The sequence below is a fragment of the Bradyrhizobium sp. 1(2017) genome (assembly GCF_011602485.2).
Taxonomy (GTDB): Bacteria; Pseudomonadota; Alphaproteobacteria; order Rhizobiales; family Xanthobacteraceae; genus Bradyrhizobium.
This window is the reverse complement of the sequence record NZ_CP050022.2, coordinates 6551374-6576995: the sequence shown is the minus strand read 5'-3', so window position 1 is coordinate 6576995 and position 25622 is coordinate 6551374. Positions and strand designations below refer to the sequence as shown.

14 protein-coding genes are annotated in these 25622 nt (G+C 65.0%); 2 read left to right on the top strand and 12 right to left on the bottom strand.

Going from position 1 to position 25622, the window contains the following annotated elements; translation table 11 throughout:
• The 6 genes from treY to HAP40_RS31170 are packed head-to-tail and all read right to left on the bottom strand — an operon-like array spanning nt 1 to nt 14004.
• Nucleotides 1-2787, bottom strand: a complete 2787-nt coding sequence (gene treY, locus HAP40_RS31195) for a malto-oligosyltrehalose synthase (RefSeq protein WP_166814033.1) — start codon at nt 2785-2787, stop codon at nt 1-3.
• A 1-nt stretch (nt 2788) separates the two neighbouring features.
• Nucleotides 2789-4543 (bottom strand): malto-oligosyltrehalose trehalohydrolase, encoded by a 1755-nt coding sequence (gene treZ, locus HAP40_RS31190; RefSeq protein ID WP_166814035.1) that lies wholly within the window; start codon nt 4541-4543, stop codon nt 2789-2791.
• Entirely contained in the window at nt 4540-6618 is a 2079-nt protein-coding gene (glgX, locus tag HAP40_RS31185) for a glycogen debranching protein GlgX (RefSeq protein ID WP_166814037.1), read from the bottom strand. The genes treZ and glgX overlap by 4 nt, the downstream gene beginning before the upstream one ends.
• Before the next feature lie 3 nt (nt 6619-6621).
• Nucleotides 6622-8760: a 1,4-alpha-glucan branching protein GlgB gene (gene glgB / locus HAP40_RS31180; protein ID WP_166814039.1), complete on the bottom strand. Its 2139-nt coding sequence runs from the start codon at nt 8758-8760 to the stop codon at nt 6622-6624.
• Nucleotides 8753-12046, bottom strand: coding sequence for a maltose alpha-D-glucosyltransferase (treS, locus tag HAP40_RS31175; protein WP_166814041.1), 3294 nt, complete (start codon nt 12044-12046; stop codon nt 8753-8755). Before treS ends, glgB begins: the two co-directional genes overlap by 8 nt.
• Nucleotides 12047-12057: 11 nt before the next feature.
• Nucleotides 12058-14004, bottom strand: a complete 1947-nt coding sequence (locus HAP40_RS31170; protein ID WP_166814043.1) for a maltotransferase domain-containing protein — start codon at nt 14002-14004, stop codon at nt 12058-12060.
• A 204-nt stretch (nt 14005-14208) separates the two neighbouring features.
• Between HAP40_RS31170 and malQ the strand changes: the two genes are divergently transcribed.
• A complete protein-coding gene (malQ, locus tag HAP40_RS31165) occupies nt 14209-16170 on the top strand; it encodes a 4-alpha-glucanotransferase (protein ID WP_166814045.1) in 1962 nt (653 codons plus the stop codon).
• A 30-nt stretch (nt 16171-16200) separates the two neighbouring features.
• Nucleotides 16201-18003 (top strand): glycoside hydrolase family 15 protein, encoded by a 1803-nt coding sequence (locus HAP40_RS31160; RefSeq protein ID WP_166814047.1) that lies wholly within the window; start codon nt 16201-16203, stop codon nt 18001-18003.
• A 65-nt stretch (nt 18004-18068) separates the two neighbouring features.
• On the opposite strand, the gene HAP40_RS31155 is transcribed toward HAP40_RS31160, so the two are convergent.
• From HAP40_RS31155 to HAP40_RS31130, 6 genes are read right to left on the bottom strand one after another with little or no spacing between them, the layout of a single operon-like run.
• Nucleotides 18069-18881: an HAD family hydrolase gene (locus HAP40_RS31155; protein WP_166814049.1), complete on the bottom strand. Its 813-nt coding sequence runs from the start codon at nt 18879-18881 to the stop codon at nt 18069-18071.
• 55 nt (nt 18882-18936) lie between these two features.
• Complete coding sequence (locus HAP40_RS31150; RefSeq protein ID WP_166814051.1) at nt 18937-19467, bottom strand: gluconokinase; 531 nt, start codon at nt 19465-19467, stop codon at nt 18937-18939.
• The gene (gene pgl, locus HAP40_RS31145) at nt 19454-20203 is read right to left on the bottom strand and encodes a 6-phosphogluconolactonase (RefSeq protein ID WP_166814053.1); all 750 of its coding nucleotides are present in this window, start codon (nt 20201-20203) and stop codon (nt 19454-19456) included. The genes HAP40_RS31150 and pgl overlap by 14 nt, the downstream gene beginning before the upstream one ends.
• A complete protein-coding gene (gene zwf / locus HAP40_RS31140; protein ID WP_166814055.1) occupies nt 20203-21714 on the bottom strand; it encodes a glucose-6-phosphate dehydrogenase in 1512 nt (503 codons plus the stop codon). The genes pgl and zwf overlap by 1 nt, the downstream gene beginning before the upstream one ends.
• 22 nt (nt 21715-21736) lie before the next feature.
• The gene (gene gnd / locus HAP40_RS31135) at nt 21737-22735 is read right to left on the bottom strand and encodes a phosphogluconate dehydrogenase (NAD(+)-dependent, decarboxylating) (RefSeq protein WP_166814057.1); all 999 of its coding nucleotides are present in this window, start codon (nt 22733-22735) and stop codon (nt 21737-21739) included.
• A 12-nt stretch (nt 22736-22747) separates the two neighbouring features.
• Nucleotides 22748-25597 (bottom strand): bifunctional transaldolase/phosoglucose isomerase, encoded by a 2850-nt coding sequence (locus HAP40_RS31130; protein WP_166814059.1) that lies wholly within the window; start codon nt 25595-25597, stop codon nt 22748-22750.
• Nucleotides 25598-25622: the final 25 nt, after the last annotated feature.

Below are 25622 nucleotides of genomic sequence, written 5' to 3'. Positions count from 1 at the left end.
TCAGGCGCGCACGCGCTGCCGCATCGGCTTGGTTGCACTGGCGATGCGCGCTTCGATGATCGTCGCGGGAAGATCGCGCAAGGCCTGCATGACCGGCAGTTCGTTGCCCGCGAGACCTGCCGCACTGTAGTCGCTGATGTCGACGGTTGCATCCAAGCCCTCCAGCGCGGGCCATTCCCGGCCTGCTTGCGAGAACGGCGCGAAGTGACGTCCGACCACGACGATCGCGGCCGCGCGGCCATGGCTGCGGGCAAAGGCGATGACGTGGTCGGCATGCTCGCCGCACACCTCGAGCGGCCGATAGTCACCCTTGACGAAGATGTCGGGGAGGCGGTTGCGGAGCACGAGGAGATGGCGCGTCCAGGCGAGCTTGAGCCGGCCGTCCGGCCAGCTCTTGCTCAGGCCGCGCCAATCCGGATTGTCCAGTGAGATCAGCGCCGCGTGGCGTGCGGCAAAGTCGATCGGCCGCCGATTGTCGGGATCGACCAGCGACAGGTCCCAGAATTCGGTGCCTTGGTAGAAGTCCGGCACGCCCGGCAGCGTCGCCTTGAGCGTGAGCTGGCTCAGCGAGTTCAGCATGCCGAGCAGCGCGACGCGGCGGGCCAGGGTTTGCAGCGCCTCTCGGAATTCTGCGGACTGAGCGGGATCGAGAAGCTTGTCGATGAAGCTCTTGACGCCGTTCTCATACGCTTCATGCGGATTGAGCCAGCTCGTCTCCTCCTTGCCTTCGCGCGCGGCCTTGAGCGCATAGGCCTGGATGCGTTCGACGAAACCGGCATCGACCGGCCCCTGGAGCGGCCAGGCCCCGAGCAGGGTCTGATAGAGCATATACTCGAATGTCGTGGACGGCGCGCGGAAATTGCCCTGGTGCGTAAGATGCGGCGCATTCAGCACCTTCCAGCGGGCCACCGCGCTGGTCCATTCGCCGGGAATCTCGCTGAGCGCCGCGATGCGCGCCCGGGCATCCTCGCCGCGCTTGGTGTCGTGGGTGGCCGTCGCGGTCATGCCCTGCGGCCATTCCTTGGCACGGGCCTGCATGGCCTGGTGGAAGGCGGCAATCGTGAGGCCATTGCTCGCGGGATCGCCGCCGACCTCGTTCAGCGCCAGCAGCCGGTGGAATTGATAGAATGCGGTATCTTCCAGCGATTTCGCCATCACCGGCCCGGTGAATTGCTGCACTTTCAGCGCGAAGCGGCGCACGCGCGGCGCGCTGTGCGGGGGCCGGCCGGGCTTGAGCAGGTCCATGGTCAGGGCGTCGCGCAGGAAGTCGAAGATGCCCTCATCCGCGGCGAACCATTCGGAACGAGCGCGTTCGATGGTGTCGTCGATCAGTTTGCGATCGTGTGCGGTCGGTGCGCTCGTCGTGAGGTAGGTGCGGTACACCGGGAAATGCAGCACGTAGAGCTCCAGCGCCTGCCGCAGGCTGTCGGCGGAGAAATCGCGGGTCGAGTAATGCCCATTGGCGATACGTGCCACGAGGCGCGTCAGCACCGTGAACTCGCTCGTGAGCAGCGTCTCCAGTACGCGCCGCTTGGCGTCCTTGACGTAAGGCGCGAGCTGCGGCGGCCGGTTGCTGATCTGCCGCCACGTCTCGTCCAGTGCCGAGAGCCCCTTGGCGTCGACCAGAACCTGGGTGATGACGTTCATCCACTCATAGCCGGTGGTGCCCTGGACGCCGGCGAAATGCGGCAGGCGTTCGTGCTCGCACAGGATCTTCTCGATCGCCGTGTAGAACGGCTTGGTGTTGCCTTGCGCATCGCGCACCAGGCGGCGCAGCCGCTGGCAATATTGCGCGGGATCGCGTAATCCGTCGATGTGATCCAGGCGGATGCCCTGCAGCCTGCCGTCGGCGATGAGCTGCTTGACCAGCCGGTGCGTGGCGGCAAAGGTGCCGGGATCCTCGACGCGCAGGCCGGCGAGCCCGTTGACGTCGAAGAAGCGGCGATAGTTGATGTCGCTGGAAGCAAGCCGCCAATGGCCGAGCTTGTAATGCTGGCGCTCGAGCAGATGATGCAGCGCCAGCGTCTGTGCGGGTCGGTCCTTGGCGGCACGGTAGGCGGCAAGACCGCGCACGATCAGGTCGGCTGCGCCTTCAATCTCCTTGAGCTCCGATTTGAAGGCGGGAGCTTCCTTGCGGTTGGGCCGGCGTAACCCGGTGTAGCGTGCTGCGAGCGCGAGCAGGCGCTTACCGGGCTCCGTCTGCGCCGCGTCCGCTTCCTTGACGACCATGCGGAGCACCTCGCCGTACCGCTCCGGTGCGATCGGCAGGCGATGCTCGAAATACCACGCGGAGAGACTTCCCTCGTCGGGATCGTAGCGCAGCTCGATGTCGCCGCGCTCGAGCGCCTCGCCATAGGGCGCCCCGAGGATCGGCAGCAGCACTCCGCCGCGGGCGCGGAAGGCCAGTTGATCCCAATCGATGTCGAAGGACACCGCATGCGGCGAGGCCTGGCCCCATTCCAGCACGTCGAGCCACCAGGGATTGTCGGCGAAATGCACGCCGACATGGTTGGGCACGAAGTCGATGATGAGACCGAGATCGTTCTTGATCAGTGCCTCGCTCAGCCGCGCGAAGCCGGCCTCGCCACCGAGCTCGGGATTGAACTGGCCGTGATCGACGGTGTCGTAGCCGTGCGTCGATCCCTTGCGCGCCTTCATCACCGGCGAGGCGTAGAGATGCGTGATCCCGAGCGCCTTGAGATAAGGCACGACCGCTGCGGCCTTGTCGAAGTCGAAATCCGCAGTGAGCTGGAGCCTGTAGGTCGCGAGCGGAATGGCAGGAGGCATGCTAACCTCCGAGGCGCCAGATCACCGACCAGGGCGGAAGCCGCTCGCCGGCCTCGCCGCCCCAGATCGGCGTGCCCGCATCGCTGTTGGAATAGGCGACATCCTTGTCCGAGAGGTTGGCGGTCAGGCGTAGCGTCGCGCCGTCCCCCATGCGCCAATGTGCGGTGAGCAGGCCGGTATCCGCTGCCTCGGCATCGCCGAACCTTGCCCCTTTCAGCCGCGGCATGATCTCCTTGCGGCGGAGTGCGAGCAGCTCTCGCACCAGCGTCAATCGCGCGTTCTGTTCGGGCGTGCGGCCGCTCCAATCGAGCATGGCCGATTGCAGCGTTGCCGGATCGAGCGGATCAGGCACCTCGTCGCCGTATTTTTCATAGGCCCAGGCATATTCCTGCTTGCGCCCCTTGCGCACGGCATCGGCCAATCCGCCCTGGAAGTCGCAGAAGAACGGGAAGGGCGCCGTGGAGCCCCATTCCTCACCCTGAAACAGCATCGGCACCATCGGCGCGAGCAGGCTGACCGCGAGCGCGGCCTCGATCTGCCTGGGGGAGGCCAGGCTTTCGAGCCGGTCGCCGAGCGGGCGGTTGCCGATCTGGTCGTGATTTTGCAGGAAGTTGACGAAGGTCGCCGGCGGCAGCTCGCCGCTCGACTCGCCGCGCGGCTTCTTGCCCCAGAACTCCGAGATCTCGCCCTGGTAGACGAAGCCGGAGGCGAGCGCGCGCGCAAGATCCATGCGCGGCGTCTGGTAGTCGGCATAGTAGCCGGCAAGCTCGCCGGTCAGCATCACGTGCCAGACGTGATGATAGTCGTCGTTCCACTGCGCGCGATATTTGCCGTTTGGCGGCTCCTGCGCGGCATCGAGCAGGCTGGCGCGATTGTCGCCGTTCTCCAGCACGAGATGGATGTGCCGCCCCGTGGCCTTGGCGAGCTCGCCGGCGGCAACGCTGAGGTCTTGCAGCATCGATTGCTCGCCGGGGATTGCCATGATGTGGTTGGCGGCATCCAGCCTGAGGCCGTCGAAGCGATAATCGGTGAGCCAGGACAGCGCGTTCTCGACCGCGAATGCGCGCACCTGCGGCACGCGATAGTCGATCGCGCTGCCCCAGGGCGTATGCGCATCGGTGAAGAAGGTCGGCGCGTAACGGCCGAGGTAGTTTCCTTCCGGGCCGAAATGATTGTAGACGACGTCGAGGAACACCATCAGCCCGCGCAGATGCGCCTCGTCGATCAGCGTCTTCAGGTCTTCGGGCCGGCCATAGGCGCTGTCGGGCGCATACCACAGCACGCCGTCATAGCCCCAGCCGCGTCGCCCGGCGAAATCGGCCAGCGGCATCAACTCCAGCGCGGTGATTCCCGTCGCCACGAGATGATCGAGCCGGTCGATCATGGCGCGATAGGTGCCTTCCTGTGTGAAGGTGCCGACATGGGTCTCGATCAGCACCGTCTCTTCCCAGGGACGGCCGCGCCAATCGCGCGCGCGCCAGGCGAAGGCGTCGTGATCGATCACCTCGCTCGGGCCGAACACATCCTCGGGCTGGAACGCCGAGGCCGGATCGGGCACGTCGATCTCGTCGTCGATCCTGAACTTGTAAGGACTGCCGACGTGCAGGTCGGCAATCTCGGCCACGTACCAGCCATCCTGCCGGCGCTGCATCGCGTGCCTCCGGTCGAGCAGGAGATCGACGCGACGCGCGCCTGGCGCCCACAGCCGGAACGACACGCCGTCCTTGGTCGGCCTCGCCCCGAAGGATGGCCTCATAGCGCGCCCGCGAAGGCGAGCACGGAGCGCGGCGGCGCCTTGCTGTCGCTTCCGGGCGGGAAGTCGATCGAGTTCAGCCTGGCCTCGGTCGTGTTGAGGATCTGCTGCCAGCTCTTGTATTCGGTCATTTTGGGCAATTTGAATGCGATCTCTTCGGGGGCGGCGTTCAGTACGATAAAGATCGCGGCGCTACCCGGTTCCATCGGGCCCATCACATAGGAGAGAAACCGCCCTTCGGGAAATTTCCAGTCGTTCTCCGTCATCTCGTCCCCGGCAGGCGTCAGCCACAACGCACCGTAGGAGATGCCGTCCTTGGGGCGGCCATCGAGCCAGCGATGGCTGCGCAGCTGCGAGAACCGGCGGCGGATGTCGGCAAGATGGGCGACGAAATCGACCATGTCGTCACCCTCCTTGCCGAGATTGTCCCAGCCGACCCAGCCGACCTCGTTGTCCTGGCAATAGGCGTTGTTGTTGCCGGATTGCGAATTGCCGACCTCGTCGCCGGCGAGGATCAGCGGAATGCCTTGCGCCAGCATCAGGCAGGCCAGCACGTTCTTGCGAAGCTGCCGGCGCAGGCCGAGGATATTGGGATCGTCGGTCGGGCCTTCGACGCCGCAATTGTTGCTGTGGTTGTCGTTGGAGCCGTCGCGATTGTCCTCGCCGTTGGCCTCGTTGTGCTTCTCGTTGTAGCTGAAGAGGTCGGCGAGCGTGAAGCCGTCATGCACGGTGATGTGGTTGATGCTGGCGCGGGGCCGCCTTCCGTCGTGATTGAACAGGTCGGAGGATGCCGTCATGCGGCTGGAGATGTCGCCGATCAGGCTGCCTTCGCCGCTCCAGTAGCGCCGCATGGCGCTGCGATAGCGGTCGTTCCATTCCGACCATTGCGAGGGGAATGCACCAACCTGGTAGCCGCCGAGTCCGAGGTCCCACGGTTCGGCGACGAGCTTGACGGTCGCCAGCACCGGATCCTGCCGGATCGCGGTCAGGAACGAGATGCCGCGATCAAAGCCGTTCGGACCGCGCGCCAGCGTGGTGGCAAGATCGAAGCGGAAGCCGTCGACGTGGCAGACCTCGACCCAGTAGCGAAGCGAGTCCATCACCATCTGGAGCACCCGCGGATGGGTGAGGTTCACCGACGAGCCGCAGCCGGTGAAGTCGTCGTAATAGCGCGGGTTCTCGCGGTTCAGCCAGTAATAGGAGGCGTTGTCGATGCCGCGATAGCACAGCGTCGGGCCGAGATGGTTGCCCTCGGCGGTGTGGTTGTAGACGACGTCCAGCATGACCTCGATGCCGGCGTCGTGCAGCCGCGCGACCGTGGTGCGGAAGGAATCGAGCGCGTTGTCCTGGGCGTAGCGCGGCTCGGGCGCGAAGAAGGACAGCGTGTTGTAGCCCCAGTAATTGGCGAGCTTCTTTTCCACCAGGATGCGGTCGTCGACGAAGCTGTGGATCGGCAGAAGCTCGACCGTGGTCACGCCGAGCCTCTTCAGGTGATCGATCATCGCCGGCGACGACAGGCCGCCATAGGTGCCGCGCAAGTTCGGCGGCACGTCGTCCCGCTTCTGCGTCAGGCCCTTGACGTGGGCCTCGTAGATGATGGTGTCTTCCCAGGGGATGTTGGGACGGATCTCGCGCCGGCCCCAATTGAAGGTCTCGTCGACGACGACGGCCTTGGGCATGCCGCGCGCGTTGTCGCGCCGGTCGAACGACAGGTCCTCGCGCGGTGAGCCGGTGCGGTAGGCGAAATGCGCATCGCTCCAGACCAGCCGTCCGGCAAGCCGCTTGGCATAGGGGTCGAGCAGCAGCTTGTTGGCGTTGAAGCGGTGGCCGTGCTCGGGCTCGTAGGGACCGTGCACGCGATAGCCGTAGAGCTGGCCGGGTGAGACGTCGTTGAGATAGCCGTGCCAGACGTCCTCGGTCTTTTCAGGCAGCTCGATCCGCTCGAGCTCGCGGCGGCCTTGCGTGTCGAACAGGCACAGTTCGACCTTCTGCGCGTTGGCGGAGAACAGAGCGAAATTGGTGCCGCGTCCGTCCCAGCTTGCGCCGAGGCGTGCGGGCGATCCGGCAGTCAGGCGCATCGGTCAGCTTTCTGGAACGAGGAAGATCGCTGCAAGCGGTGGAATGGTGAGGCGAAGCTCTCCGTCAACGGCGTGAACTTCCCCGACGTTCCCAACGTTGCTGCCGCCATAATGGGCCGAATCCGAATTGAACACCTCTTTCCACTTGCCGCCAAAGGGTACAGGAACGCGGTAGCTCTGATAGACGTTCGGCGAGAAGTTGACGATCACCAGGCACCGCGCGTGCTCGTCGAAGCCCTTGCGCAGCCAGGCGAATACGTTGCGGTTGGCATCGTCGGTGATCAGCCATTCGAAGCCGGCCTGGTCGCAATCCATCTGGTGCAGCGCCGGCACGGCGCGGTAGAGCCGGTTGAGGTCGCGGATCAGCGCCTGGATGCCGGAATGGTACTTGTACTCGAGCAGGTGCCAGTCGAGCGACTGGTCGTGGTTCCATTCGCGGCTCTGCGCGATCTCCGCTCCCATGAACAACAGCTTCTTGCCGGGATGGCCGAACATGAAGCTGTAATAGGCGCGCAAATTCGCGAAACGCTGCCACTCGTCGCCCGGCATCCGGCCGAGAATGGAACGTTTGCCGTGCACGACCTCGTCATGCGACAGCGGCAGGATGAAGTTTTCCGAGAAGGCGTAGTGCAGGCCGAACAGGATCTCGCCGTGATGGTGCTTGCGGTAGATCGGATCCTTGCTGATGTAGCTCAGCGTGTCGTGCATCCAGCCCATGTTCCACTTGTAGCCGAAGCCGAGCCCGCCGAATTCGACCGGGCGCGAGACCTGCGGCCAGGCGGTGGACTCTTCGGCGGCCGTGGTCGCCTGCGGGAATCGGGCAAACAGCTCGGTGTTGAAGCGCCGCAGGAAGTTGATGGCCTCGATGTTCTCGCGGCCGCCATACTGGTTCGGGACCCAGGCGCCCGGCGGCCGGCTGTAGTCGAGGTAGAGCATGGATGCGACCGCATCGACGCGCAGCCCGTCGATCGCGTAGTGCTCCAGCCAGAACAGCGCGTTCGACACCAGGAAGTTCGTCACTTCGGTGCGGCCGTAATTGTAGATCAGCGTGCCCCAGTCGAGGTGGCGGCCCTGGAGCGGGTTGGCGTGCTCGTAGAGCGCGGTGCCGTCGAAACTGCCGAGGCCGTGCGGATCATCCGGGAAGTGGCCGGGCACCCAGTCGAGCAGCACGCCGACGCCCTCGCGATGGCATGCATCGACCAGCGCGGCGAAATCCTCCGGCGTGCCGAAGCGGCTGGTCGGCGCATAGAGGCCGGTCGGCTGATAGCCCCAGGAGCCGTCGAAGGGATGCTCGCTCACGGGCAGGAATTCGAGATGGGTGAAGCCCATGTCGCGGGCATAGGCCGGCAGCTGCTCGGCCAGTTCGCGATAGGTCAGCCATTCGTCGCCGTTCTTGCGCCGCCACGAACCGAGATGGACCTCGTAGATCGACATCGGCGCCGACAGCGCGTTGATGCCGTCGGGGGCCGGCCGCGGCCGTTGCATACGCGCCTCGTCGAACACGATGGACGCCGTCTTTGGCCGCACCTCGCTCGCAAAGGCCATCGGATCTGATTTCAGCGGAAGCAGATGGCCGTGCGGGCCGATGATCTCGAACTTGTAGTGATCGCCAATCTTCGCATGCGGGATGAACAGCTCCCAATAGCCGCTGCCGCGCACCCGCATGGGATGGCGTCGGCCGTCCCAGAAGTTGAAGTCGCCGACCACGGATACGCGCCGCGCGTTCGGCGCCAGCACCACGAAGCCGATGCCGTCGACGCCTTCGAGCCGCATCGGATGCGCCCCGAGCTTGTCGTAGAGGCGCTGATCGGTGCCCTCGCCGAGCAAATAGAGGTCGAAATCGGTCAGGATCGGCGGAAAGCGGTAGGCGTCCTCGAACTCGACGACGTTGCCACCGAATTTCGCGCGCAGCTGGTAGTGCTTCGAGCCATTGGGGAGGGCCCCGATGAAGAGGCCGGAATCGTGCACGCGGTCGAGCGATGCGACCTCACCATGCTCGCCGACCGCCTCGACATTGGAGGCTTCGGGGAGAAAAGCGCGCACCACGCTTCTCCCGCCCTCGGGATGCAGCCCGAGATAATGGAAAGGATCGGAGTGGCGGCCCTCTATGATCGCGTAGGCTTCGGCGGGCAGTTTAGGCATGGGCTTCGCTCTCGGCACTGGACAGAATGCGAAGCAGTCCGGTCAGCGGCGCATGAAGCCCCTCAGGCCGGTGGGACAGCTCGTACTCTACTTCGTTGAACGCTTGATCGAGCAGGAAGAACCTCAACAGGCTTTCCGCAGATTGTCGATGGTCCGGCCACAGACGCCGATCGGTCATGGCTTCGCGATAGGCGGACAGGAAGGTCGCGGTGGCGCGCTCGCGCCATTCGTCGAGAGCGGTCGCCAGCCGGCCGTGCTCGTCGGAGGCGCCCGTGAGCGCGCGAGCCAGGGCCGCGTTGACCGAAATATCGATCGAGTGGATCAGGCCGGCAACGTCGCGCGCGGCCGGCGCCTTGCGCCGCTTGTCGGCCAGTGGCACACGCGGATCGCCGTCGAAGTCGATGATGAAGATATCGTCCTTCACGATCAGAGTTTGCCCGAGCCGGAAGTCGCCATGATGGCGGATGTTCAACCCGCCAATCCCGGAAGGCAATAGCGCATTCAGGCGGTCGAACAGGGTCGCACGGGCCGCCGTGAGCTGATCGATCAGCAGCCGCTCCGCCTCCCGCAGGCCGTCGCGGATGTCGGCCAGCCGCTCGAAAACCCGCTCCGCGCGCGCCTTGAGGTCGGACACGAGGTGCTTGACGTATGCGGATCCGATCGGCTCCGGCGCGAGATCGTCCGGCCCCGCCGCGGCCAGAGCGACATGCAGCTCGCCGAGCCGTCGACCGATCTGACCGATGAAATGCAGGTAAGGCGCCTGCTCCTGGGTCTCGCGGAGCATTTCGCCCACCGGCAGGACGCGCTGCTCGTCGATATAGCGATCGAGATAACCCGTGGTCACCGTCCAGCCGTCGCCCTGGTTCTCGACATAGGCATGCAGCACGCCGAGCGCGCTGCGCTGCCCCGCCTCGACCAGCTCGACGCTGCCGAGCAGCGCCGGGGTATTGGCAAAGCGCGCGACCTCCGTGAGATAGTGGCCGATCTCGATCTCGGGGCTGGTGCCGCTTTCGAGCCGGCGATAGATCTTGGCGACGTATTGATTGTCGACCAGCGCGGTGCTGTTCGATTGCTCGATCGCGCGGATGCGTTCGGGCTCCTTGACGATATAATCGGCGAAACGGCTGGTCGCCTTGAATTCCAGCCGAAGATTGTTCTCTTCCACCACCAGGTTCTGCGATAGGCCCCGCAGGAAAAGCCCGATGAAGATTTGCTCGGTTGCGACGTCGAGCAGCGTGCCTTCGCGCGCGCCCTGGCGCACGGCGGCGAGCGCCCTCGGGTTGAAGCGCTCGCGGTCGAACCGCACCCACTCGATCTGCAGCGGCATCACGTAGCGTGTCTGCACGTCTTCTTGCTTGGTTTCGAAGAACGCGATCCAGGGCCGATTGTCGCCGATGTCGCTGAACGGCACCGCCGAGGTCAGCGCGGTCTCGATCTGCTTGGGATTGTGCTCGGGATACCACCGCGTCCGCGACAGGAATCCCGGCAGAACGTCGCGCTCGAACACGCCGCGCTCGCGGGCGAGCGACACCCAGTTCGAATTCACCGGCACCACCAGGGTCTCGAACTCCGGCACCGCGCGCGGGATCACCGGCTCGGACTTGTCGCGCTCCTGGAGCTTGAACCAGTAGAAGCCGTAAGGCCCCAGCGTGATCATGTAGGGCAGTTCGCCGATCGGAGGGAAGCGCGTGCGGCCGAGCATTTCCTGCGGGATGCGATCCTTCCAGGGCGACAGATCGAGCTCGGTCGCTTGCGCTGCGCGCGACAGATTGGCGACGCAGAGGATCACCTCGTCGTGGTATTGCCGGACATAGGCGAGCACGGCGCGGTTGGCCGGACGGATGAAGGTCATGGTGCCGCGGCCGAAGGCGAGCGTCGACTTGCGCACCGAGATCAGCCGCTTGGTGGCGCTGAGCAGCGAGGACTGGCTGCGCGACTGCGCCTCGACGTTCACCGACTCATAGCCGTAGACCGGGTCCATGATCAGCGGTGCGTAGAGGCGGGCCGGGTCGCAGCGTGAGAAGCCGCCGTTGCGGTCCGGGCTCCACTGCATCGGCGTGCGCACGCCGTTGCGGTCGCCGAGATAGATGTTGTCGCCCATCCCGATCTCGTCGCCGTAGTAGATGATCGGCGTGCCGGGAAAGGACAGCAGCAGCGAGTTCATCAGCTCGATCTTGCGCCGGTCGTTGTCCATCAGCGGTGCAAGGCGTCGGCGGATGCCGACATTGATGCGCGCGCGCGGGTCGTTGGCGTAGGTCGTCCAGAGATAGTCGCGCTCGACGTCGGTGACCATCTCCAGCGTCAGTTCGTCATGGTTGCGCAGGAACAGCGCCCATTGGCAACTCGCCGGGATATCCGGCGTCTGGCGCAGGATGTCGGTGATAGGGAAACGGTCTTCCTGCGCGATCGCCATGTAGATGCGCGGCATCAGCGGGAAGTGGTAGGCCATGTGGCACTCGTCGCCACGGCCGAAATATTCCTGCACATCTTCCGGCCATTGATTGGCCTCGGCCAGCAGCAGCTTGCCCTTGGAGTAGGCGTCCAGCTCCTGGCGCAGCCGCTTGATGATCGTATGCGTCTCGGGCAGGTTCTCGTTCGAGGTGCCCTCGCGCTCGCAGAGATAGGGAATGGCATCGAGTCGAAAGCCGTCGACGCCGGCATCGAGCCAGCGCTTCATCACCTGGATGAGGGCGCTGACCACGCGGGGATTGTCGAAATTGAGGTCCGGCTGGTGCGAGAAGAAGCGGTGCCAGTAGAAGGCGCCGGCCTCGGGGTCCCAGGTCCAGTTCGACTTCTCCGTGTCGGTGAAGATGATGCGCGTGCCCTGGTATTTCTGGTCGGTGTCGCTCCAGACATACCAGTTGCGGGCGCTCGAGCCCGGATGGCTGCGGCGCGCGCGCTTGAACCATTTGTGCTGGTCCGAGGTGTGGTTGACCACGAGCTCAGTGATGACACGGAGGCCGCGCTTCTGCGCCTCCTGGATGAAGCGCTTGAAATCCTTCATCGTCCCGAAGTCGGGATTGACCGCGCCGTAATCGCCGATGTCGTAGCCGTCGTCGCGGCCCGGCGAGGGATAGAACGGCAACAGCCACAGCGCAGTGACGCCGAGCTCCTGGAGATAGGGCAGCTTCTCGGTCAGGCCGGCGAAGTCACCGATGCCGTCATTGTTGCTGTCGGCAAACGCCTTGACGTGGAGTTGATAGATGATGGCGTCCTTGTACCAGAGCTCGTCCACGATCTCGGCAGCCTCGGCTTTCTTGGTGTCGACGGAAGACAGAACATTCATGGCGTGACCCCTTACGCCAGGCCGCGGAACAGTAGCGCCGGATCGTGGTCGGGATCGATACGCAACCTGACCCCGCCCCATTCGACGCGGGACTGTTCGCCGGTGAGGAGGTTTTCGAGTGCCGTCACATGGTGACGCCGCCTGCCGGCGTCAACGGTGACGTCACCGAGCGGCAGCCAGAATTCGCGCACATGGCGTGACAGCGCGATCACGACGATGGCGGTGTTGGCGGGCTCGGCGGCCTCCTTGACGAAGGCGATCGTCTCACCGTCCTCGCCGCCGAGGAAGCGCAGATTGGCCGTCTGCTGGAGCGCCGCATTGTCGTTGCGGATGCGGTTGAGCGCGGTGATGTAGGGCTTGATGTTGCCGGGCCTGTCCCAGTCACGCTGCTTGATCCGGTACTTTTCTGAATCCACATATTCCTCGCGGCCGGGGATCGCCTCGTGCTCCAGGAGCTCGAAGCCGCTGTAGATGCCGTAATTCCCTGACAGCGTCGCGGCCAGCGCGAGGCGCGACTTGAACGCCCAGGCTTCGCCGCCCTGGAGGTGATAGGGCAACACATCGGCCGTGTTGACGAACAGGTTCGGGCGATAGAAGTCGCGCTCGGGATAACGCGTCAGCTCGCCGAGATATTGCTCCAGCTCCCACCGCGAGGTGCGCCAGGGGAAATAGGTGAAGGACTGAGCAAAGCCGAGCTTGGCGAGGCCTTTCATCAGCTTCGGCCGTGCGAAGGTCTTGGAGAACAGGATTACCTCGGGATGCCGGCGGCGGATGTCTCGGATCAGCCATTCCCAGAACGGAAGCGGCGCGGTGTCGTGATTGTCGATGGCGAAGATGGTCACGCCGTGGTCGATCCAGAACAGCATGGCATCGCGAAACGCGTTCCACAGCCCGGCCCTGTCGACGGAGTTGAAATCGGGGATGACGATGTCCGAATAGGGACCGTCCGCCGTCCGCACCGAGCGGTCCGGCCGCCATTTGAACCATTCCGGATGCTGCGTCAGCCAGGGATGATCCGGCGAGCACTGCACGGCGAAGTCGAGCGCCAGCTCGAGGCGGTATTCCAGGCAGGTTGCGACCAGCGCGCGGAAATCCTCGATCGTGCCGAGCTCGGGATGCAGCGCGTCGTGTCCGCCTTCGGCGGCACCGATCGCATAGGGCGAACCGGGATCGCCTTCACTGGCCACCGGCGCATTGTTGCGGCCCTTGCGGCGGGTGTTGCCGATCGGGTGGATCGGCGTGAAGTAGAGCACGTCGAAGCCCATGGCGGCGATGTCGGGCACGCGGGCGATGCAGTCTCGCAGCGTGCCGTGCTGGCCGGGCATTCGGCTCTGGCCGCGCGGCATCATCTGGTACCAGGCGCCGAAGCGCGCCTTGTCGCGGTCGATGATCAGCGGGAAGGAGGGCGAACGGGTGAGGTCGGGCCGCGACTGGCTCTCGGCCATGGCTGCGCCGAGCTCGGTGGCGAGCAGGGGGCTGACATCGCCGCTCTGCAGATAATCCTCGCACTGCCGGATGATGACCGCTGCGGCGTCCTGGGGCGCGCCATGCACCTTGGTCAGGAGGCCGGCGCCTTCGATCGCATCCAGTGTGACGTCCGCGCCGGAGCGCTGCTTGCGCGCGACGCCGTGAGACCAGGTGGCGAATTCGTCGGTCCAGGCTTCAATGGCGTAGACGTAGGGCCCGGCCTCGGTCGGGACGAAGGCGCCTGACCAGCGGTCATTGCCGTGATGGGTCATCGGCTCACGGTGCCATTCGCGATCCTGCTCGCGGCGCCACAACAGCGCAGCGCCGATCACGGCCTCGCCGTCGCGATAGACGTCGGCCCAGACCTCGACCCGGTCGCCCGTGATCCGCTTCACGGCGAAACGGCCGCCGTCGATCAAGGGATAGACGTCTTCGATGAGGAAAGCGCTGCCGGCTGCGGCACTTTCGACAGTTTGAATTGTCTTGTTCACGGTGATGCCATTGACAAGAAAGCAGGAGCCCGTTTCCCTTGTCGGGAACCCGCGCTTGGTACCTATATAGAAAGCCGGTTCTGTGTCATTAGTTCCGTCGGGAACGGCTCGCGCCGTTGGCGAGTTAGGCCCGACTAACGTCTTCCGCCGCCTCGTTAAAATCGATGCCCCCGGCAAGTGGGTGGCCTGCAAGCTGCGTGCCGAATGGATCTTTTAGCTCAAGCCCGGATCAAGGGCGTTCAATCCGAATTCGTCGATGCCTTGGGAAAGCTGCGGGTCACCGACCCCGTGGCCCTCAAATCGATCCTCGACGCCCTGCCGGAGAAGCGGGTCTACCGCTTTGTCGGGGGGCCGGTCGTGGTGCGGGCGCTGGGGCATCCGCGCACGGAATTGGCGGCCATCGGGGCGCCGCCGCTGCAATGGAAATTGTCCGCAAACGGCAAATTGATCGCGCAGGGCGAGACGCGCGAGCCCGTGATCGCCTGGCCTGCCGGCCTGCCGCTCGGCTATCACCGTTTGACGCTCACCGATGCCGAAGGCGTGACGGAAGACGTGCCGATGATCGTGGCGCCCGAGCGCGCCTTCGGCGGTGATTTCGACCGCGGCTGGCTGCTCGCCGTGCAGCTCTACAGCGTGCGCTCCAAACGCAATTGGGGCATCGGCGATTTCACCGACCTCGCCGATCTCGTCCGGCTCGCCGGGCATCTGGGCGCCGACGGCGTCGGGCTCAATCCGCTGCATGTGCTGTTCGACAATTACCCGGCCGACTGCAGCCCCTATTCGCCGAACAGCCGGCTGTTTCTCAATCCGCTCTATATCGACGTCGAGGCGATCCCGGAATTTTCGGCCGACCTCGTGCCGGATGCCGCCGCGACCGCGGCGCGCCTGCGCGAGGGAGATCGCGTGCCTTACACGGACATGGCGGCCTTGAAATGGCGAGGGCTGCACGCCGCCTTCAACAGTTTCGTGACGGGCGCGAGCGACGCGCGCCGCCGGGAATTCGACGCCTTTCGTGCCGCCCGCGCGCCGCTGTTGTCGCGCTTTGCCTGCTTCGAGGTGTTGCGTCATCGCTTCAACGCGCCGTGGTGGGAATGGCCGGTGGAATGGCAGCGGCCGGACGATACGAAATGCGCCGAGCTGCGCAACGGCCCTGACAAGCGCGAGGTCGAGTTCGTCGAATTCGTGCAATGGACGGCCGACAGCCAATTGCATGCCGCCAAGGAGCTGGCCAGCCAGCTCGGCATGCGGGTCGGGCTCTATCTCGACGTCGCCGTCGGCGTGCAATCCAACGGCTTCGATGCCTGGAACGAGCAGATGGCGATCTCCCGCCATCTCGCCGTCGGCGCGCCGCCTGACGTGCTCAATACCGTCGGTCAGGACTGGGGTCTTGCCGGATTCAATGCCGGTGGTCTGGAGGCGCAGTCCTTCGTGCCGTTTGCCGACATGCTGGCGGCCTCGATGCGTCATGCCGGCGCCATCCGGCTCGATCACGTGCTCGGCTTGAAGCGGCTTTATCTGGTGCCGCGCGGCTTCAAGCCCGACAACGGCGCTTATGTGCAGATGCCGTTCGAGGCATTGCTGGCAGCGGTCGCACGCGAGAGCGCGACCCATAAATGCATCGTGATCGGCGAGGATCTCGGCACCGTGCCGGAAGGCTTTCGCGAGACCATGCAGGATTTCGGCATCTGGTCCTACCTTGTCATGATGTTCGAGCGCGACGATGGCGGCCATTTCCGCAACGTCGATCATTACCGGCCCAACGCTCTGGTCACGCTGAACACCCACGATCTGTCGACCTATGCCGGCTGGCGCTCCTTCAGCGACCTCAAGATGAAGCTGTCGCTCGGAATCGATCCCGGCGAAAGCGAGCAGGCGCGCTGGGACGCGCTCGGCAGGCTCGACGAGATTTTGCGCCAGAACGGCATCAACGCCAACGATCTCTATTCGGTGCTCGCCTTCCTCTCGCGCACGCCGTCGCGGCTGCTCGCGGTGTCCATGGAGGATCTGCTCGGCGTGATTGACCAGCCCAATATTCCCGGTACGATCGACGAGCATCCGAACTGGCGCCAGCGACTGCCTGTTGCGCTCGACGCGATCGCCTCGAAGGTTGATCTCACGGCCTTGAGAGCAGCGACGCGGGAACGTTCGTTGAACGGCGGGAGTTGATCGACCGGGGTTTTTCAGGCTGGCAAAGCATTGTCACAGAAGATCGAAGACTATGCGCTGATCGGCGACTGCGAGACCGCTGCGCTTGTGGGGCGCAACGGCTCGATCGACTGGTTGTGCTGGCCGGCCTTCGATTCCGATGCCTGCTTTGCCGCGATCCTCGGTACCCGCAAGAATGGCCGCTGGCTGGTCGCGCCCGCCGAGGACGTCATCGGCACCTCACGCCGCTATCTCGGCAACACCCTCATCCTCGAAACCCGCTTCGAGACCAGGAGCGGCACGGTCGCGCTGATCGATTTCATGCCGCCCCGCGGCAAGGCGTCCGACATCGTGCGGCTGGTCCGCGGCGTCAGCGGCACGGTGAAGATGCGGATGGAGCTCGTCATCCGCTTCGGCTTCGGTGCCGATATCCCCTGGGTGCGGCGGATCGACCATTCGCTGATGGCCATCGCCGGCCAGGACATGACCGTGCTGCGCACCCCTGTCGAGACCCGCGGCGAGGATCTGACCACGGTCTCCGACTTTGAAGTGAGAGCCGGCGAGACCGTGCCGTTCGTCCTGACCTACGGCCCTTCGCATATCGAGCCGCCCGCGCCGATCGACCCGGAGCTTGCGCTTCAGGAGACCGACAAGTTCTGGCAGGAGTGGTGCAGCCATTGCAGTCGCGACGGCGAGTATCACGATCTCATCGTGCGTTCGCTGATTACGCTGAAGGCGCTGACCTTCGCCCCGACCGGTGGCATCGTGGCCGCGCCGACCACCTCACTGCCGGAAAAGCTCGGCGGCGCCAGAAACTGGGACTACCGATTCTGCTGGCTGCGCGATGCCACCTTCACGCTGCTGGCGCTGATGAACTCGGGCTATACCGAGGAAGCCCTGGCCTGGCACAATTGGCTGCTGCGTGCGGCGGCCGGCTCGCCGGCGAACATGCAGATCATGTATGGCATTTGGGGGCAGCGCCGGCTGCTGGAGTGGGAGGCGGGCTGGCTCGATGGCTACGAGGGCGCGAAGCCCGTCCGCGTCGGCAATGCCGCGCATGCGCAGCTCCAGCTCGATGTCTATGGCGAGTTGATCGACGCCTTCCATCAGTCGCGGATGGCCAAGCTCAAGCTCGATGATGAAACGACCTGGGCGCTGGAATGCGCGGTGCTCCAGCATCTCGCCGAGGTCTGGGATCATCCCGACCACGGCATCTGGGAGCGCCGCGGCCAGCCCCGGCACTACGTCTTCTCAAAGGTCATGACCTGGGTTGCGTTCGACCGCGGCATCAAGAGCGCCGAGACCTTCGGCTTCAAGGCGCCGCTCCTGCACTGGCGCGCCCTGCGCGAGGCGATTCATCGCGACGTCTGCAACAGGGGATTTGACGCGGAGGAAAATGCGTTCGTCGAATCCTACGGCTCGAAGCTGCTCGATGCCAGCGTGTTGCTGCTGCCGGCCGTCGGCTTCCTGCCGCCATCGGACCCGCGCATCCGCGGCACCATCGCGGCCGTCGAGAAATGTCTGATGCGCGACGGTTTCGTGCTGCGGCACGATCCGCGCGAAGTGTCCGACGAGAAGCAGCCGATCGAGGGCGCGTTCCTGGCCTGCACCCTGTGGCTCGCCGATGCTCATGTCTTGGCGGGCGATCTCGACAAGGCGCAAGCGCTGCTCGATCGCATGGTCGGCATCGCCAACGACGTCGGGCTGCTGGCCGAGGAATATGATTCAGGCGCCCGGCGCCAGACCGGCAATTTCCCGCAGGCGCTGACCCACATCGCGCTGATCAACACCGCGCACAATCTCTCCGCGGCCCGGCAGGAGAGCGAGAAGCCGGCGGTGCAGCGGTCGAAGTGACCTGGCGCTCTGAGAAAGCTGCGCTCTTCCGCAAGCGGGAGAGGTTGAACGAGCCCGCGGTCCGCTCAGCCAACCCCATTCCGCTTCAAAATCATCTCCATGGCCTCGGCAAAACCGTCCTGCTCGTTGCTCGCGGTGACGTTGGTAGCCTGGTCCTTGACGTCGTCGGTGGCATTGCCCATGGCGATCGAGACGCCGCTGACGCGGAACATCGCGAGGTCGTTCTGCATGTCGCCGATGGTGGCGATCGCATCGGTCGCAATGCCCAGGCGCTTGGCCATGGCCTCGACGAACGTGCCCTTGTTGAAGCCGGGCGGCGTGATGTCGAGATAATAGGTTTGCGAGCGCACCGCAGTCGCCTCGCTGCCGAGGGCTTTCTGCATGACCTTCTCGCAAGCCTCGAGGCCGGCGGCGTCGGCACTGGCGCCGACGATCTTGCAAGCGCTGGCGAGATAGGGCGAAAAGTCGGTCACGATGGTCGGATCGGAGCGGATCGTATGTCGCTCGTGCGCGACATACTTGCCGCTCGGGTTGTCGATCAGCCATTTGTCGGTGGTGAACAGCCAGATGTCGGCACCGAAGTCCCGGAGGATCTGCAAGGAGCGCTCGGCCGCGCTTGCGGGGATCAAGTGCTGCTCGACCGGCTTCATCTCGGGATCCACGATCGAGGAGCCGTTGAACGGGCCGACCGGCAGCCACAGCGCCAGCGGCTCGATCAGAAAGCGCATGCCGATTGCGGGGCGGCTGGAGGTGATGGTGAAGCCGATGCCGGCCTGGTGCAGCCGCTGCACGGCGGACTTCGCGCGTTCGGTCAGCGTCTTGTCCTTGGTCAGCAGCGTGCCGTCGACGTCGGAGACGACCAGCGAGATCTTCGTCATGGCAGGCCTCGAGATTCGGGTTTCCTGTAAGTTCAGGTCTTGAAGGTGAAAGGTCTCAGCGCTTCGTCCCGCCCAGTTTCATTTGCCGCACCACGCCATCCACGATCGCCTCGACGGATTCGTCGATCGAGACAGTGATGACATGCTCGCCCGCCTCCGGCGGCTCCAGCGTGTCGAACTGGCTCTTCAACAGCTCGGGCGGCATGAAATGGCCCTTGCGCTGCGCGAGCCGCTCGGCGATCAGCTCCTTCGTGCCCTTCAGGAAGACGAAGCGGACGTCGTCGCGCCCACGCAGCAACACGTCGCGATAGGTGTGCTTCAGCGCCGAGCAGGCGATGATGACATGCTCGCCGCGTTCGCAGACCCGTGCGATCTCGTCCGCGATGGCGTTGAGCCAGGGCCAGCGGTCTTCGTCCGTGAGCGGATGGCCAGCCCGCATCTTCTCGACATTGCTGGCGGGATGAAAGCCGTCGCCGTCCTCGAAGCGCCAGCCGAGGCGCTGGCCGAGCGCCTCCGCGATCGTGCTCTTGCCGGAACCGGACACGCCCATCACGATCAATGCACAAGGTGCTTCAACGCCCGCCACGAATTCCCTCCGCAAGCGCGGCCTGGTCGACCAGCCAGACGGTCTCGCCATTCGAGCGCGCGCGTAATGCCGGCAGAGTCTCGCCATTGAGGAGGCGCGTCAAGATCGGTTGCTTGTCGTGCCCGGCAATCTCGAACAGCATTTCGCGGCAGGATGCCAGGACGGGGAGGGTGAGCGAGACCCGCGGCACGAAAGGTGCGACATGGGCCCTGGGAACGCCGACGACCCAACGCTCGGTTTCCTCGATTTCGGGGTAGCCCGGGAAGAGCGAAGCGGTGTGGCCGTCCGGGCCCGCGCCCATCAGGACCATGTCGAACAGCGGCCGCGCCGGATCGAGCCTTTCAGCGCCGTAAAAGTCTTGCAGCTCGCGCGCATAGGCCTCGGCGCCGCCATCGGGATTGTCGACATCGGTCGGGATCGGATGAACATGGCCGGCGGGGGCATTGCGATCGAGAAAGGCCGCGCGCGCGACTGCCATGTTGTTGAGAGGATCGCTTTCGGGCACGAAGCGCTCGTCGCCGATGAACCAGTGCACGCGATCCCACGGGATCTTGTCGCGCCAGGCGTCGCTGCCGAGCAGTTGATAGAGCTTCTTCGGGCTCGAGCCGCCGGTCAGGCAAATCGCTATGCGCCCGGAGTTGGCGGCGATCCGCGCCATCACCCGTTCGGAGCCGGTCCGTGCCAGCGCCTCGGCGTCGGCCGCCACGATCAGCTTCGGCTGCTCGGCGGCCGCCATCACGAGTATTTCCGCCAGCTTCGCCCGTCGCGCCGGAGCAGCTCGTCGGCGCAGGCCGGGCCGTCGCTGCCGGCTTCATAGGTTTCGATGCCGTTGGTGCCTGCGCCTCTCCAGGCGTCGAGGAACGGCTGCACCGCCTGCCATCCGGCTTCGACGCCGTCGGCGCGCTGGAACAGGATGTTGTCGCCGATCATGCAGTCGTAAATCAGCGTCTCGTAGCCGGTCGAGGGATCGGCGCGGAAATAATCGCCGTAGCGGAATTTCATCTCGACGCCGTCGATGGTGACGCTCGGTCCCGGGATCTTGGCGTTGAACTGCAGCTCGATGGTCTCGGTCGGCGCGATGCCGATGGTCAGGAAGTTCTGCGAGAGGCGGTCGACCGTCGTGCCCGAGAACATCGACAGCGGCGCCTGCTTGAACTTGATCGCGACCTCCGTTCGCTTGTGGCCGAGTGCCTTGCCGGTGCGCAGGTAAAACGGCACGCCGGCCCAGCGCCAATTGTCGATCATCAGCTTCAGCGCGACAAAGGTTTCGGTGGTGCTGCCGGGCTTGACGTCCTCGGTCTTGCGATAGTCGGGAATCTCCTCGTCGCCGATGCGGCCGGCGAGATATTGCGCGCGCACCGAGCTCTTCAGCGCTTCCGCTTCGCTCGGCCGCTGGATCGCGGTGAGCACCTCGGCCTTCTCGGAACGGACGGAATGCGCGTCGAAACGACTTGGCGGCTCCATCGCGACCAGCGACATCAGTTGGAACAGATGGTTCGGCACCATGTCGCGCAGCGCTCCGGTGGCGTCATAGAAGCCGCCGCGATGGCCGACGCCGAGCTTCTCCTCCACGGTGATCTGGATGTGGTCGATATGGTTGCGATTCCAGATCGGCTCGAACATGCCGTTGGCAAAGCGCAGCACCAGGATGTTCTGCACCGTTTCCTTGCCGAGATAGTGATCGATCCGGTAGATCTGGTGCTCGTCCATGATCTTCAGCAGCTCGGCGTTCAGCGCGCGCGCCGAGGCGAGATCGGTGCCGAACGGCTTCTCGATCACGAGCCGCCGCCAGGCACCGTTTTCCTTCATCATGCCGGTGCGACCGAGCTCGCGCGCGGTCGGTGCGAACGCGGCCGGCGGGGTCGCGAGGTAGAACAGCCGATTGCCGCCGGTCTCCTGCGCGCATTCCAGCGAATCCAGATGCTCGCGCAAACGGTCGAAGGAGGGCGGATCCTTTGCGTCGGCCTCGACGAAGGTGACGCATTCCAGCAGCTTCCGGGCGACGTCGTCGTCCACTGGCCGCGTTGCGAACTGGCGCAGGCCCTTCATCAGGCTGTTGCGCAGCTCGTCATCGGACTGGCCCTTGCGGGCCACGCCGACCACGCAGAATTTTTCCGGCAGCAGATGCTCGGCGGCGAGATTGTAGAGCGACGGCATCACCAGTCGGTGAGTAAGGTCGCCAGTCACGCCAAAGATGACGAAGGCGCAGTTTTCCGGCTTGCGCTTTGCTTGCGGGTCTTTTGTCACGAACGGTTGACCTTCGCTTTTGTTACTTGGGTTTCGAGGCGCCCGGCTGCTTCGGCTCCTTGTGACCGCCGAACCCTGCGCGCATCGCGGAGAGAATTTTTTCGGCGAAGGTGTGTTCCTTGCGGGAACGGAAACGTGTGTAGAGCGCCGCGGTCAGGACCTCAGCAGGGACGGCTTCGTCGATCGCCGCATTCACGGTCCAGCGGCCTTCGCCGGAATCCTCGACGAAGCCGGAATATTCCGCGAGCTGCGGGCTGTCGGCGAGCGCGGTGGAGGTGAGGTCGAGCAGCCAGGACGGGATCACGCTGCCGCGCCGCCACACTTCGGCAATGTCCGCGAGATCGAAATCGTAGCGGTGGTCCGCCGGCAATGCATCGATGTTCGCATTCTTGAGGATGTCGAAACCTTCGGCATAGGCCTGCATCAGGCCGTATTCGATGCCGTTGTGGATCATCTTGACGAAGTGCCCGGCGCCGACCGGGCCGGCATGGATGTAGCCCTGCTCGATACGGGGATCGCGACCGTCACGTCCATCGGTGCGCGGGATGTCGCCGGCGCCGGGCGCCAGCGCGGCGAAGATCGGATCGAGCCGGTCGACCACCGGCTTCTCGCCGCCGATCATCATGCAATAGCCGCGGTCGAGACCCCAGACGCCGCCGGAGGTGCCGACGTCGACATAGTGGATGCCGCGTGCCTTCAGCGCCTTGCCGCGGCGGACGTCGTCCTGCCAGAAGGTGTTGCCGCCGTCGATGATGACATCGCCTTCCTGCATCACCTTTGCGATGGTGTCGATGGTGGTCTCGGTGATGTGCCCCGCAGGCAGCATCACCCAGGCCGCGCGCGGCCGCTCGAGTTTCGAGATGAATTCCTCAAGCGTCGCCGAGCCTGTTGCGCCGTCGGCGGCAAGGCCTGCGACGGCCTTGGCGTCCTTGTCGTAGACCACGGTGGAATGGCCGTGACGCATCAGGCGGCGAACGATGTTGCCGCCCATCCGGCCGAGACCGATCATGCCGAGTTGCATTGAGCTATTCCTTTAATTCAGCGCGTCGTTGAGCGCCGCATTGAGCGCCGCGAGACCCTTCTTGAGCCCGCCCTTGAGGTGGACGCGAAGCGCACGCCGCCCGCGTTCGGTGAGCACGTCGAAATCGCCCCGCGCCTGCGCCGCCTTGATGACACCAAAGCTGGCCTTCTGGCCCGGCACCGAGAGGTCCTTGGCATCGTCGGCCGTGATCTGGAGGAAGATACCGCTGTCGGGCCCGCCCTTGTAGGCCTGCCCGGTGGAGTGGAGGAAGCGCGGGCCGAACTCGGCGCAGGTCGCGACCTGACGTTTCTCCCGCACCTCGAGCCGCATTGTCTGGAGGGCGTCGATCGTCGTCTTGTCACGTGCGATGTAGCCGAGCAGGGCGACATAGTCGCCATCGCCCGATCGCGACAGATGCGCCTTCAGCCAGGAGGTGAGGTCGCCATTGGCACCGGCGGCCCGCAGTGCCGCCGCGTTGGTCTCGTCCGTGAAGAGATCGGCCTCGTCGGTACTGACCACCGGCTCCTGGTCCGGCAGCGCACCGGCTTTCTCGAACGCGGAGGTGAGCTCGCGGGTCTTGATCTTGGCCGCTTCCACGTCCGGCTGATCGAACGGGTTGATGCCGAGAATCGAGCCTGCCACGGCTGTCGCCATCTCGAAGCGGAAGAACTCCTGACCGAGATGGTCGATCGACTTCATGAGGATGCGCACCACGGGATGGCCGGCGGCCTCGATCGCGGCAAGCATCGAGTCGTGCGCCGCGTCTGCCTCGCCCTCGATGCGGATGTCGATGAAGAAGCGATCGTTGCCGTAGACCGAGGGATCGCCCAGCGGCTCGCCCTCGATCGGGATGAGGCCCTTGCCCTCCTTGCCGGTCGATTCCGCGATGAGCTGCTCGGCCCAGGCACCGAAATCGGCGATGGTCTTCGAGGCGAGGATCGTCACCTTGTCGCGGCCTTCGAGCCCGGCGAGGCCCATGGCAAGACCGAGCTGCACGCCCGGATTCTCGCTCGGCGGCACGTCCGGCCCGCAGGAGCGGGCCATCGCGAGCGCATGCCTGACGAAGGTCTTGACGTCGATGCCGGCCGTTGCCGCCGGCACGAGGCCGAACGGCGAGAGCACGGAGTAGCGTCCGCCGATCGAAGGCTCGCCGTGGAAGATGCGGGCGTAGTTCAGCTTCTTCGCCGCCTTCTCCAGCGACGAGCCGGGATCGGTCACGGCGATGAAGCGATGGCCGGTCTTCACCTTGGTGCCGACCGCCTTGGCCACCTGCTCATGGAAATAGTCCTTCATCGCATTCGGCTCGGTGGTGCCGCCGGACTTGCTGGAGACGATGAAGACGGTGTTGGCGATGTCGATCCGGGCCTCCATCGCCCGCACCTGCGCCGGATCGGTGGAGTCCAGCACATGCAGCTTCGGGAAGCCGGGCTTCTTGCCGAAGGTCTCGGCCAGCACCTCCGGCCCGAGGCTCGATCCGCCCATGCCGAGCACGACGGCATCGGAGAATTTCTGGCCCTTCACGCGGCCCGCATAATCCTGGTAGTCGGCGATGTCGGCCCTGGCAGCGCTGTCGAGCCAGCCGAGCCATTTGTCCTCGTCGGTGCCGGTCCAGACCGACTTGTCGCGCTGCCACAGCCTGCGGATTTTCGCAGATGCGCGCCATTCCTCGGTGCTTTTGGACACGGCCTTGCCGAGCCCGTCACCGAGCGAGAGAGACTGGCGGTCGAGCGCGGGCCCGAGCACGGTGGCGCGCTTGTGGGCGACAGCGCCATAGAGCTTGTCGGCAGCGTCGGCGAACAGCTTGACGCCGTCCTTGACCAGCTCCTCGGTGATGGCGTCGAGCGAGATGCCCGAGCGCTCGAGCTCCTCCAGCACGCGCTTCGCATCCTCGATATTCTCTTCCAGGCTGTCGCGCGGCTTGCCGTGGTCGCGGAACGCATCCAGCGTCGCCGGCGGCACGGTGTTGATGGTGTCGGGGCCGATCAGCTCCTCGACATAGAGGACGTCGCTGTAGTCCTTGTTCTTGGTGCCGGTGGACGCCCACAACATGCGCTGCGGCTTGGCGCCCTTGGCGGCGAGCTTCTCCCAGCGTGGCCCTGAGAACAGGCGCTTGTAGTCCTGATAGGCGAGCTTGGCATTGGCGATCGCGACCTTGCCCTTGAGCGCGGCGAGCCGCTCCTTTTCGGAGGGGTCGTTGGCGCGGGCGATCTTCTCGTCGAGCTGCTTGTCGACGGCCGAGTCGATGCGGCTGACGAAGAAGCTCGCGACGCTCGCCACATGCGAGGGGTCGCCGCCCCCGGCGACGTATTTTTCGAGACCGGCGATGTAGGCCTCGGCCACCTGCAGGTACACGTCCTTGGAGAACAGCAGCGTGATGTTGATGCTGATGCCGTCACCGATCAGCTGCTCGATCGCCGGCAGGCCCTCCGGCGTCGCCGGCACCTTCACCATCAGGTTCTTGCGACCAACATCCTTCCAGAGCCGCCGTGCTTCGGCGACCGTGCCGGCCGTGTCCATCGCGAGATAGGGCGAGACTTCCAGGCTGACATAGCCGTCGCCGCCCTTGAGGCGGTCGTAGACGGGGCGCAGCACGTCGGCGGCGTTCTGGATGTCCTCGACCGCGACTGCCTCGAACAGGTCGGCCACGGTCCGGTCGCCGCGCTTCAGCGCCTTGCCGATCGGAGCGTCATACTCGTCCGAGCTGCCGATCGCCTTCTCGAAGATCGAGGGATTGGAGGTGACGCCCTTGACGCCGTCGGTGTCGATCAGCCGCTTCAGGTCGCCCTTGGCGATGAAGCCGCGGGCCAGGAAGTCCAGCCAGACGGCCTGTCCGTGCTTTTCCAGTTCTTTGACGGGATTCATGATGTTTATTATCTCCAAGCCTGCG

What these genes read in the sequence shown, in the direction of transcription:
- malQ (WP_166814045.1), top strand. Translation starts at nt 14,209, where the DNA reads ATGGATCTTTTAGCTCAAGCCCGGATCAAGGGCGTTCAATCCGAATTC.
- HAP40_RS31130 (WP_166814059.1), bottom strand. Translation starts at nt 25,597, where the DNA reads ATGAATCCCGTCAAAGAACTGGAAAAGCACGGACAGGCCGTCTGGCTG.
- gnd (WP_166814057.1), bottom strand. Translation starts at nt 22,735, where the DNA reads ATGCAACTCGGCATGATCGGTCTCGGCCGGATGGGCGGCAACATCGTT.
- treY (WP_166814033.1), bottom strand. Translation starts at nt 2,787, where the DNA reads ATGCCTCCTGCCATTCCGCTCGCGACCTACAGGCTCCAGCTCACTGCG.
- pgl (WP_166814053.1), bottom strand. Translation starts at nt 20,203, where the DNA reads ATGGCGGCCGCCGAGCAGCCGAAGCTGATCGTGGCGGCCGACGCCGAG.
- treS (WP_166814041.1), bottom strand. Translation starts at nt 12,046, where the DNA reads ATGAATGTTCTGTCTTCCGTCGACACCAAGAAAGCCGAGGCTGCCGAG.
- HAP40_RS31155 (WP_166814049.1), bottom strand. Translation starts at nt 18,881, where the DNA reads ATGACGAAGATCTCGCTGGTCGTCTCCGACGTCGACGGCACGCTGCTG.
- glgX (WP_166814037.1), bottom strand. Translation starts at nt 6,618, where the DNA reads ATGCGCCTGACTGCCGGATCGCCCGCACGCCTCGGCGCAAGCTGGGAC.
- treZ (WP_166814035.1), bottom strand. Translation starts at nt 4,543, where the DNA reads ATGAGGCCATCCTTCGGGGCGAGGCCGACCAAGGACGGCGTGTCGTTC.
- glgB (WP_166814039.1), bottom strand. Translation starts at nt 8,760, where the DNA reads ATGCCTAAACTGCCCGCCGAAGCCTACGCGATCATAGAGGGCCGCCAC.